The organism is Mycobacterium sp. (genome assembly GCF_050701675.1).
Lineage (GTDB): Bacteria > Actinomycetota > Actinomycetes > Mycobacteriales > Mycobacteriaceae > Mycobacterium.
Map to the genome: position 1 here is coordinate 1 of NZ_JBOGDD010001074.1, position 11,254 is coordinate 11,254.

The following is an 11,254-nucleotide window of genomic DNA, read 5'->3' on the forward strand; positions in this document are numbered from 1 at the left end:
GCGCGGTGCCCACCAGCAACAGTGCAGAGGCGGTTCCGCTGGTCATGCATGCGGTGGCGCCGATGTGGGCACACACCGCGGCCCAGTTGTCGATGCACCACTGTTCACGATCAGCGGACCCGTCGGCGGCATGAGCAGCATCGAGCATGGTGACCATCGCGGCCAGCCGCCGAGCACACGCCGCGGACTCCACCCGGGTCCAGGCACCGACGGCGGAAGCCCCGCAAGTCCCCGCGGTCCCGGTCACCAACTCTTCGAACATGCATTCGAATCTAAACGACCACTCCGACGCCCGCCAGCCTAAAACCCCAGGTTGGGGACGAATCGGCAACTGTGGACAACCACCCCGCCACACCCCGAAAACGTCGGACCCACGTGCTAAGCGGGCACGAGCCTCACGACCCGCCTACCGCGGCGCGTACATGATCAGGCCGACCCCCAGCAGGCAGATGACCGCTCCCGCCGCGTCCCACCGGTCCGGCCGGAACCCGTCGGCGACCATGCCCCACAGCAGGGAACCGACGATGAACACCCCGCCGTAGGCCGCCAGCACCCGCCCGAAGTGCGCGTCCGGCTGGAAGGCTGCCACGAAGCCGTAGGCGCCGAGAGCCAACACTCCTGCACCCGCCCACAACCAGCCCCGGTGGTCTCGGACGCTCTGCCACACCAGCCAGGCGCCACCGATCTCCAACACGGCCGCCACCACGAACAGCGCGACCGACTTCAGAGCCATCATGTCCGGTTGCGATTCCACTCCAGCCAACCGACACCGGTGCGGCCATCAGCCGTCGTCACGGTGGCCCAGGCCCGCGGAAACCTACTCACCCTGCCGTCGCTCGACGTCAGCAGCACGGGGGCGTGCCCCCGGATGTCGACGGTCGCGGTGATGTCACCCGGCGACATCTCGAGCGTCGTTCCGAGTGGAAGCTCGTTGTCGCCGAACGTCTCCCGAGCGACGACCGTTTGAAGCTCGACGACGTCTCCAGCGCGCTGTGCGTAGCCGGCGGCCATGCGCGGCGCACCGGGGATCCTGAGGTCGAGACCATGCAGATGGGTGCCATCGTCGAGGTGGAGTGCGCTCCACACCCACTCCATGCTCCACCAGTCCCGCGCCGCCCAGGAGTGGTCCCGCTGCCCGGCGACGTCGGTGAACTCGAACGAGCGGCCGTCGGCGGTCACCGTCCCGGACACCGTGCACGGGATCTCGTAGCGGGTCGAGAGGCGGTACTGGTACGGCGTCCCCGCAGTGGTCCAGGTCAGGTTCATCACGAGTTCGACGGGACGGCCGGAGTCGCCGCGCAGCAGCGCCGCGGGGTCGTCGTAGGCCTGGCCGCGCCCGCGCAATGACACCCGGTAGGACCGAAGCGGGGTGATGGCCTCGAGTTCGAGGTCGAGGTCGTCGGTGTGGACGTGGGTGTGATCCGTGGGCAGCGCGGCCTCGAAGTCGAGCACGGCGATGGTCGGCATGTCAGGACCGCACAGCAACGCGTTGATCCAGGCATGGCCCTGGTTCGGGATCAGCCCAAGCCGTACCCAACCGCCGACGTCCTGGCCGGGGTCGGCGAAGTCGAAGTACCAGCTCTCGTTCCAGAGCGCCTCATCCGTCGGCTCGTGGGTTCCTTCGTCGTCCGCGTTGGGCTGCAACGGTTCCGGCGTGGACGGTGCCGGAAGGACGGCCAGCGCATCGGTGTCGAGGACGTGTTCGCAGTGCCGCGCGATCATCGTCATGAACATTTGGTCGCCGCGTTCGGTGCGCTCGACCAGCATGGGCGACACGATCGACATCACCACACCGAAGAAGCTCTGATGCCGGACGCCCTCGAGGACGTCGTCCATGGTCAACGGGGCATTCGGTCCGAGTGCAACGTGGTAGGCCCGCAACAACTCCTCGGAGTGCTCGCGCCGTTGCTGCACGGGTAGCGCACATCCGAGGAAGTAGGCGACGTCGGTCAGGGCCGGGCCCACGCTCACCGTCTGCCAGTCGACCACCGTCAGCGGGCGGTCGGCGCCGTCCTGACCGAAGAGCAGGTTGTCCAGACGGTAGTCACCATGAACCAGCCCCTGTGGTCTTCCCGACGCGGCCTCTGCAGCGAGGTAGGCGTCGAAGGTTGCGACCAACCGTTCACACACCTCGCGATGCTCGGGTGCGAGGTCGTCGCGGTAGCGGTCGAGGAAACCTGCGTAGAGGGCGGAGATCAGGCCTTGGTTCAGTGGCGACTCCCGGTTGATCCACGCTGCCCCCGACAGTGCGGCGTCACCCAGCAACGGGCCGTGTACGTGGCCGAGGTGGGTCAGTGCCATCCTCGCCTGTTCGATTGTGGCACCAACGATTTCGTCGCCGACGACGGCGGGCGTGGCATCCCCGAGCAGCAGGTCGAACACGCCCGTCGCCGGATCGTAGGCGGCGTGATGGCATGGTGCGACCGGACCGTGAATGGCCGGCGCGATGTCCGTGTAGAACCGGACCTCGCGCTCGTAGAGGCCCAGCGCCAGTCCCGTCTGCCTACTGCTCGGGTCGGCGGCCGCGACCTTCAACACCACCGATGCCGGTCCGTCCTGGCCGTCGGTGTAGGTGAGGGCGACCCGGTAGCACTCGCTCATCTGGCCAGTGCCGATGCGTTCGAAGGCGAACTCGCTGACCTCCCCGGCACCGATCACCGCGGTGAGCCAGTCGGCGGTGAGATCGGCGGGACGTTCCACTAGCGCGTTCGTCTGGGGAGTCTGCACTCGGTCAAACCTAGGGCACCGCGCGAGCGGAATGGCGTGTTTTCGGCTGATGAGTTGACAGCCGTCAACTCATTGCGCGTGACAGGTGTCCGACTTCGTTGCCGGCACGTCGAGGGCGGGGTTGCGATCGAAGAATCCGAACGGCTTGAGCCAGAACGACACGATGTCGACCGGCATGACCGGCCAATCCTCTGGCCGGGTGATGTGGTGCAGACCGAACACGTACCAGAGCACGACGTCGGTGTTGTCGATGGACCGATTGGCCTTCGTCCACTCCCCCAGACCGGTGTCCTCCACCGACTGATTGACGAATTCACCCGCGGGCCAACGCTCGTCGGCGGCATTCGGAGTGACCCACACCGTGTGCCCGATCACGCCGGCCCGTTTCAGCACCGGTGACGCGGGATCGAACATCGCCGGAATGGCCCCACCCGGCACCAGCTTGTAAGCCGGATGAGTGCCCAGACCGTTGGTGACGTTGGTGTTGACGACCTTCCACGCGCGCTGAGTGTCGAAGTTGAAGTCCTGCCTGCCATCGCCCTCCGTCCGCAACGGAACGTTCCGCGTGACGAGGGACAGACCGTAGGGATTCTCGGGCCCCATCGGCTCGGCGTAGGACTCGGACATGAAGACGGTGTTGTCACTGCCGTCGACGTCCATGTCCAGGCGGGCCACCAGGAAGTGTTGGTGGAAGGGCGCATACGTGCGCTCGTCGACCAGCATGCCGTTCGGATTCGGCGCGCCTGGCGCGAGCGGCGTGGTGACCATGATGCCGGTGGCCCTGACCTCGCACTCGATGTTGCCGTCCTGGTAGAGCCGCCAGTAGACGAGGTACTCGTAGTTGGCGACCGTCACGTGGAACGAGATCGTCAGGCGGCGCATCCTGCGCACCTCCGCCCCCGCATCGTGATCGACGTGCTTCCACAGCACGGCGCCATCCTCCTCGTGAATGCAGACGGCATTGGCGATCGTGTAGGGCTCCCCCTTGCTGTCGTGCATGACGGCATCGAGGTAGCGGATCTCGCCGAGGCAGTCGCAGCCCAGTTCGAGTGAGGTCGTCATGAAGCCGAGACCCCACTCGCCGATGTCGAATGCGGTGCGGCGGTAGTGATCCGGCGACGAATCGCGGTACGGCACGATCATCTCGGCGAAGGACATCCGGTGCGCGACCGATCGCAGGCGATCGCCATCGCGGTAGCGCACCGTGTGCAGGGTCATGCCCTCCCGGTAGTTGAAGCCGATGCGCAGCGACCAGTTCTGCCACTGCAGGAGATTCCCGTCCAGGGTGAACGACGGACCCTCGGGCTGGGTGACGTGCAATGGCTTGAGCGGCTCACGGGTGGACGTTGCGCGGATGCGCTCGGGGACGTGCCGCGGCACGTATTCGCCCATCACGTTGGGAGTTTCGACGCCGCCGGAAGAGAACGGGCCACCGTCCTCGACCCTCAGCACCTCCATGGTGTTGAGGTCGATGACGCAGTGAAGGCCACTGACGAGGTGGGCGTACGGGTTCGCGCCAGGCGCGTCCTTGCGCCAGGTGTCCGACCAGCCCAACCTGCGATCGCGGAACTCGGGCGGAGCGACCGCATCGCCGAAGGTCCAGGTGTCCATGAAGACGAGGTCGAGATCGGTGATGCCCCGCTTGGCCAGGGCCTCGACGACGTCGGGATGGCCGCGCAGCACCTGGTCGCACTCGATGAACTCGTCCACGGTGAAGTTCGCCTGCACGCCGGGAACCTGGTCGAACGTCTCGACGCGACCTTCGTCGAGCGACACCACGCCCTTGTAGGTGGCGTTGGCCGACCGGTTCAGGCAGATGACGGTCGCGCGGCGCGCGGGCACGGTGCCGTCCTGCTCGAACGCCCGCAGGTCATCCTTGCTCGGTTCCACCAGCTCGATCGAGGCGAACCGCCACCCGAGGTCCGACGTCGCCGTCGGCCCGGGGCCGACCGCACGCTCGCGGCGCAACACCGCTGCGACGGCAGTGAATTCGTCGGTCGACAAGGGGTCCAGAGGGTGCGCCACACCACCACTCGATCACATCGACTGCAGGTCCGCACGTGATCTGGAGAAACCGTTGCCGCCCTCATCGAGCGGCGAGCGTGAACCCCTCCCAGGCCTGCCTGCGGTCGGCACGCGGGTCGTATTCGAGGTGAGAGTGCCGATCGAAGACCATGACCGCTCGGTCGTCTGCGGTGTAGGGCGGCCAACCATCGCCCGGAACGCCGGCTCGGCTGAAGGCGCGCCACCTGCCCTGCACGTCGTTGGAGACCTGGCGCGCCGAGCGACGGTCGGCGGCAGCGGTCATCAACGACCCGAACCGCGTCCGATATACGTCGAAGACTGCGAACAACTCGGTGCCGTGGGTGGCGCCGAGCCCCGACCAATGGAAGGTGCGCGGCGCATAGTCGTAGCGATACACGAAGGTCGGCGTATGCCTGCCATGCGCATCGGCGATCTGCCATGCCGCAGTCCCGAAGGCGAAGTCGCCACCGAGCCGGATGCAGGCGCTCGGACTCGGATAGCCCGGATAGGCCTTGGTGATCCGGTCCCGCACCTGAACGTCGGAGTCGGAGAGGAGCAGGTCGATGGCGGGCTCAGTCGTCGGCAACAACTGCAGGAACCGGGTGAACAGGCGGCCCTCGTCGGCGTTGGTACCCACGATGAGAGGCACCCGGTGTGCGGTGCCGTCCTGCATGGCCTGAACCGGATCATGCGGCAGATACTCGGTGTCGAAGGTCGGCCCGACGACGAACGCCCCCCGCATCTCCTTCATCCCATGCCTCATCACCTTGTTCAGCCCGTCGACGAGCTCCGCGGGCCGAGCCGCCATCACCGCGGCCGCGCCATCCTCCGGCGCCGCCCCGAGAACACCGACCAGGTCAGCGGCGAATGCCGCGGCGACGTCGGGCGGCCCGGCCATCCCGCTTGCGGGACTCTCCGCAATCGCTTGCACGAAAAGACCTTTGGCTTCCGGAACCGCCAGCAACGTAGCGACGGCGTGCGCACCGGCGCTCTCACCGAAGATCGTCACGTTCTCCGGGTCGCCGCCGAAGACCGCGACGTTGTCGCGAACCCACCGCAACGCCATCACGAGATCGCGCAGGAACAGGTTGTCCTCGATCGGATCGTCAGGTGTCGACAGAGCCGAGAGATCCATGCAACCAAGCGCACCCAGCCGGTAGTTCACCGAGACGTAGATACAACCCCGTCGCGCCATGGACGCACCGTCATAGATCGGTGTCGCCGAGCTGCCAAGAATGTATCCGCCGCCATGGATGAAGAACATCACCGGCAGCGGCTCGTCCGATGGATTTTCCGGCGCGACGACGTTGAGCGTCAGACAGTCCTCGCTCATCGGCTGGAACTTGCCGACGCCGAGCAGCGTGTACTTGCGGTCCTGCGGCGCGCAGTAGGTGAACCCGTGGCAGTAACGCACGCCCGGCCACGGCTGCACCGGTTGCGGAGCGCGGTAGCGCAGCCGGCCCACCGGAGGACGGGCATACGGGATCGATCGCCAGCGGTGGACGCCGTCGGCGGTGAATCCTTCGACGACGCCGTTGTCGATGGCCACGCGAACGGTGCGATCGTGCATGGGTCGACGTTAGCGAAGAACCCGACCTCGGATGTGCCTGGCGCGCCGCCCGAATGGCGCCCGCTACCCTGGTCGGCATGCGAATAGCCTTGGTCATCGCCGTGTCTGCGCTGGTGGCGGGCTGTTCGAGCAGCACCGGCGGCACCGCGGAGAAGGCCCAGCAGACGCCAAGCACCGGTGCCCCGAGGAGTTCGATCGCCACGGCGTTGCCGTCGAAGACCGCGACGAAGCCTTCGCTTGCGCCCTCCGCGCCTCCCCGAGCGGGCGCCCCGATGGCCGACGTCATCCGGTGGATCGAAGCCGGAACGCCCGCCGACCCCAACGGCTACCACTCGATGACCCGCGGCGGCGAGGTGTCGACGCTTGACGCCGGGGTGGCATTCGTCACGGCGGGCTCCGAGGCCAACTGCGTCACCAACCAGTACCAGGACGGCGCGTTGGCATGCCTGCTGAAGTTGAGCAATCCGCCGCCGCGCCCGTCCGGGGTCGAGACGGCCTGGAAGGACAACTGGGTCGACTTCCCTGGCACGACCGTCGACGTCGGCTCACCGCACGGCGATCCGGGTCCGTTCGTCGACGGCACCGGTGCCGAACTGCCTGCGGGCACGTCCTTGGCGTTCGGTGACTACCGCTGCCGCTCCGACGCCACGGGATTGTTCTGCGTCAACTATGCGCACCAGACGGCGGTCAAGTTGAGCGCGGCAGGCGTCGAGGGCTTCGGCTGCCTGCAGAAGGTGACCCCGCCAGCGGACATCGGCGTCCGGCTCAGCTGCTGATCAGGCGGCGGGTCAACCCGTGGGGCGAGCCTTCTCCCGGACACGCGTCGGGTACGCCTGCGTCATTCCCACCGCACCGACGATGACCACGATCGGAATCACCCAGTTAGTCCAGTCTCGGGTCTCGGGCACCTGGGTCGCGTAGTAACCGAGCACCGAGATCAGCGCGAAGACCAGGGCCCACATCAGCGTCAGAACCCTGTTGGTCTGACGGAATGCCGGCTTCTCCCAGTCCTCCATGGGCCGGGACACCCTGGCGTACTGCTCGGTGAACGGCGTGAACGCCAACGAACCCAGCGCCATCACCGCCAGCACGCCACTGGACAACGTCGTCGCGTAGGTGTCCATCCAGTCGCGGTCCGCCGCGCCGACGATCATCCCGGCCGCCGTCACCACGACGAAGAACACGATCGTGACGATCTCGAGTAGCCGGGGCCCGCCTCGGCCCATGGAGATGCCGAGGATGATCGCCGCCAACACGGCACTCAGCGCACCGAACAGCCACGTGCTCGGGCCTTCGGCCACCACCCAGTAGATGATCCACGGCACGAACCCGACGAACGGGCTGTGCTCAAACCATTCGTCCACGCCTCAGGGTGTCACGAAAACCGGCTCCACCCCGTGATCGGTCTACGCGACACCCTTCTGCCGCAACAGCGGAAGCACGCCCTCGGCGAACCAGTGGGCCTCCTCGAGGTGCGGATAGCCGGAGAGGATGAACTCGTCGAACCCCAGCGAGTGGTACTCGTAGATCAGGTTCGCGACCTCCTCGTGGCTGCCCACTAGTGCCGTGCCTGCCCCGCCGCGGACCAGTCCCACCCCGGCCCAGAGGTTGGGATAGATCTCCAGTTGATCCACCCGGCCGCCGTGCAGGGCCGTCATCCGGCGCTGGCCCTCGGACTGCGAACTCGCATGCAGTGCAGTCTGCTTCGCGATCTGATCGTCGCTGAGCCCTGCGACGAGCTCGGCGGCGACCGCCCACGCGGCGGCCGACGTGTCGCGGCTGATCGTGTGCAGGCGGATGCCGAACCGGACCTTGCGGCCCCTCGCCTCGGCCAGCTCGCGGACCTTCACGATCTTTGCCGCCGCCGCTTGCGGCGGCTCGCCCCACGTCAGGTATACGTCGACGTACTGCGCGGCGATCGGCAGCGCCGCGGGCGAAGAACCCCCGAAGTAGATTTGCGGCAACGGATCCGGCGGTGCGGACACCCGGGCATCCGCCACGGTGTAGTAGTCGCCCTTGAAGTCGAGCCCGTCCCCTCGCCACACCGAGTTGACGATGTGGAGGAACTCACCGGTGCGGGCATAGCGTTGGTCGTGATCCAGCCAGTCGCCGAAGCGGCGCTGCTCGACGTCGTCACCGCCGCTGACGATGTTGAGCAGGACCCGGCCTTCGGAGAAGCGCTGCAACGTCGCGGCCTGCTGGGCTGCCAGCGTCGGCGGCACCAGGCCGGGCCGGAACGCGACGAGGAACTTCAGCTTCTCGGTTTCGGCGAGCAGCGCCGCCGACGTCAACCAGGCGTCCTCACACCAGGTTCCGGTCGGCGTGAGCACGCCCTCGAAGCCGAGCCGGTCGGCGGCGCGGGCCACCTCGGCGAGGTAGCCCCGAGTCGGAGGGCGGTAATTGGGCGGCAGGACCTGGTTCGACGACGCGTGGGACGACGCGACGATCGAGCGGCTGTCACCGCTGGTGGGCAGGAACCAAAAGAATTTGGCGGCCACGAAACTCCTAATTGGCGTTCGTCAGAAAGGGTTTGAGCACATCGTCGTAGCGGTGATCCACCCAGTCGGCGAACTTGGGGGCGGACGCGATCTGCTTGGTCTCGGCGAACAGGTCGGCCAGCTGCTGCTCCGAGCCGATCAACTGTTCCGACAGCGCGGTCTGGGACCGCAGGCTCCGGCCCTGCGCAACGGTTCCGACGGGCAGGTCGAGACCGACCGCCCCCGAATAGCTGCGCGCCCACTCCTCGGGATGGTCCCGTGCCCACTGGGTCGCCTTGGCGTAGCGCACGAGCAGATCGCTGAGCGCGGTGTTGCGCTTCGGGTCGGCCAGGGCGGCATCCGATGCGATGCCGAACCCGGCCCCGTTGGTGACACCGGTGGCCCGGGCGATGCTGCGCACGGGCACCTGCTGTTCGACCTGCGCGGTGTACGGATCCCAGACGGCCCAGGAGTCCGCCTGCCCGCTGGTGAAGGCGGTCAAGGCGTCGGCGGGCTGCAGGAACACGAGTTTCACGTCGGCGGGTGACAGGCCGGCCTTCTGGAGCTGGATCAGGATGTGGCCGTGCGCTGAGCTGCCCTTGCCGACGGCCACGCTCTTGCCACGCAGGTCGGCGACGGTCTTGATCGGCGAATCGGCCCGCACGAGGATGCGGTCGCCGTCTCCTCCGTTTTCGTAGGCGCTCACCACCTTTACCTTCGCATTGGCGGCGGCACCGAAGATGGGCGGGGTGTTGCCGGTGACGGCGAAGTCGATCTTGCCTGCGGTCGCGGCCTCGATCTGCGGCGGTCCGGAGGTGAAGGTGGAGAACACCACCTTGTAGGGCAGGTCGCCCAGCGCGCCCGCAGCGCGCAGCAGCGATTCGGTGCCGCCCTTCTGGTCTCCGATCTGCAGCGTGACGTCGGACAACTCGGACAGCGGCACCGTGGCCGGAGCCTGCTGGGCGCCGGAGCTCTCCTCACGCGAGACGCAGCCGGCCAGCACTCCGATCAGCGTCAGCAAGGCCGCGACGCGAATCGCGATCGCTCGTCTTGATGCGGGCATGACGGTTCCCTTCGTTGTTCGACGATGCGTTCGTCAGAGATGGACGCCGAGCCGGTCGAGCAGCTCGGCGCGGTAGCGCTCGGTGTTGGCGGACGGGTCCGACGGCGAACGCCTGGCATCGTCGATGACGAGCGTGTGGATCACGCGGCCCTCCTCGAGGACCAGCACCCGGTCGGCGAGCGCCACCGCCTCGTCCACGTCGTGGGTTACCAGCAGCACGCCGAACCGGTGTTCCCGCCACAGCTCGAGAAGCAGCGCCCGCATGGTCAGACGGGTCAGCGCGTCGAGTGCGCCGAAGGGCTCGTCGAGCAGCAGCAATTCGGGTTCGGCCACCAGCGCCCTCGCGAGCGACACCCGTTGCGCCTGTCCACCGGACAGCGTCAGCGGCCAGGCGTCCGCGCGTTCGGCGAGACCGACGTCGGCCAACGCACGGTCGGCCCGCGCCACCGCGTCGGCCTTGGACAGTAGAGTGCGGGTCAGTCCGTAGCCGACGTTGGTTCGCACGTCGCGCCAGGGGAACAGCCGGGGCTCCTGGAACGCCAGCGCGGGCGCGCCTGCGACCACGCGCTCGCCGGTGTGATCGGTGGACAACCCCGCCAGCACCCGGAGCACCGTCGACTTGCCAGAGCCGCTTCTGCCGATCAGCGCGACGATCTCGCCATTGCCGACGCGCACCGACACGTCGGCCAGCACGTGATGCTCGCCGTACCACTTGTCGACGTTGCGCAGCTCGCCCGCAGTCCCGGTCTGCCGTTCGGAGGTCACCGTCACGAGCGGTACCTCAGGGCCCGACGCTCGGCGGCTCGCACGATCGCGTCCGTGCCGATGCCGAGCATCGCGTAGACGACAAGGCCGAAGATGATGATGTCGATGCGAAGGAAGTCACGGGCGTTGTTGATCAGAAACCCGATTCCCTTGTCGGCGTTGATCTGCTCGGCAACGATCAGCGTGAGCCACGCGATGGCCAGGGACTGGCGCAAACCGACGAGCACCTGCGGTGCGGAGCTGGGCACGATGATCGTGCGGAATCTCTGCCAGAACGAGAAGCCAAGCACCTGAGCGGTTTCGAACAGCTTCGGGTCGACCTGGCGGATCGCCGAGAACGTATTGAGGTAGAGCGGGAAGCTGACGCCGAGCGCCACCAACAACACCTTCGGTAGCTCACCGATGCCGAACCAGAGGATGAACAGCGGGATCAAGCCGAGGTGCGGCAACGCACGGACCATCTGCATCGGCGGGTCGACCGTCGCCTCGAACCAGTGGGACAACCCCACCGCCGTGCCGAGCGCCACACCGATCACGCCACCGAGGATGAGACCCTCGACGACCCGCACCCCGGACACCCGCAGGGCATCGACGAGTTGGCCGTTCTCGATCAGCTCGATACCGGCC

The 11,254-nt window shown here is 67.3% G+C and carries 10 protein-coding genes and 1 pseudogene; 1 reads left to right on the plus strand and 10 read right to left on the minus strand.

The window, feature by feature from the left end:
- From ACRDUX_RS32950 to ACRDUX_RS32970, 5 genes and pseudogenes are all read right to left on the minus strand, one after another.
- Window positions 1-262: pseudogene (locus ACRDUX_RS32950) on the minus strand (HNH endonuclease signature motif containing protein); the annotation flags it as partial.
- A 144-nt stretch (window positions 263-406) separates the two neighbouring features.
- Window positions 407-733, minus strand: coding sequence for a YnfA family protein (locus ACRDUX_RS32955; protein ID WP_526420419.1), 327 nt, complete (start codon window positions 731-733; stop codon window positions 407-409).
- Window positions 733-2,727, minus strand: a complete 1,995-nt coding sequence (locus ACRDUX_RS32960; protein ID WP_526420401.1) for a DUF7064 domain-containing protein — start codon at window positions 2,725-2,727, stop codon at window positions 733-735. The genes ACRDUX_RS32955 and ACRDUX_RS32960 overlap by 1 nt, the downstream gene beginning before the upstream one ends.
- A 69-nt stretch (window positions 2,728-2,796) precedes the next feature.
- A complete protein-coding gene (locus ACRDUX_RS32965; protein ID WP_526420403.1) occupies window positions 2,797-4,752 on the minus strand; it encodes a primary-amine oxidase in 1,956 nt (651 codons plus the stop codon).
- Window positions 4,753-4,813: 61 nt separating this feature from the next.
- A complete protein-coding gene (locus tag ACRDUX_RS32970) occupies window positions 4,814-6,322 on the minus strand; it encodes a carboxylesterase/lipase family protein (protein ID WP_526420405.1) in 1,509 nt (502 codons plus the stop codon).
- Window positions 6,323-6,399: 77 nt separating this feature from the next.
- Between ACRDUX_RS32970 and ACRDUX_RS32975 the strand changes: the two genes are divergently transcribed.
- Window positions 6,400-7,098: a hypothetical protein gene (locus ACRDUX_RS32975; protein ID WP_526420407.1), complete on the plus strand. Its 699-nt coding sequence runs from the start codon at window positions 6,400-6,402 to the stop codon at window positions 7,096-7,098.
- Window positions 7,099-7,110: 12 nt separating this feature from the next.
- Here ACRDUX_RS32975 and ACRDUX_RS32980 read toward each other — a convergent pair whose 3' ends face one another.
- From ACRDUX_RS32980 to ACRDUX_RS33000, 5 genes are all read right to left on the minus strand, one after another.
- On the minus strand, window positions 7,111-7,686 hold the full coding sequence (locus ACRDUX_RS32980) for a hypothetical protein (protein ID WP_526420409.1): 576 nt from the start codon (window positions 7,684-7,686) through the stop codon (window positions 7,111-7,113).
- Window positions 7,687-7,728: 42 nt separating this feature from the next.
- Window positions 7,729-8,820: an LLM class flavin-dependent oxidoreductase gene (locus tag ACRDUX_RS32985; RefSeq protein ID WP_526420411.1), complete on the minus strand. Its 1,092-nt coding sequence runs from the start codon at window positions 8,818-8,820 to the stop codon at window positions 7,729-7,731.
- A gap of 7 nt (window positions 8,821-8,827) precedes the next feature.
- The gene (locus tag ACRDUX_RS32990) at window positions 8,828-9,862 is read right to left on the minus strand and encodes an ABC transporter substrate-binding protein (protein WP_526420413.1); all 1,035 of its coding nucleotides are present in this window, start codon (window positions 9,860-9,862) and stop codon (window positions 8,828-8,830) included.
- 33 nt (window positions 9,863-9,895) lie between these two features.
- A complete protein-coding gene (locus ACRDUX_RS32995) occupies window positions 9,896-10,633 on the minus strand; it encodes an ABC transporter ATP-binding protein (protein WP_526420415.1) in 738 nt (245 codons plus the stop codon).
- Window positions 10,630-11,254: ABC transporter permease (locus ACRDUX_RS33000; protein WP_526420417.1), on the minus strand; the 625-nt coding region annotated here is incomplete at its 5' end. The genes ACRDUX_RS32995 and ACRDUX_RS33000, both read right to left, overlap by 4 nt.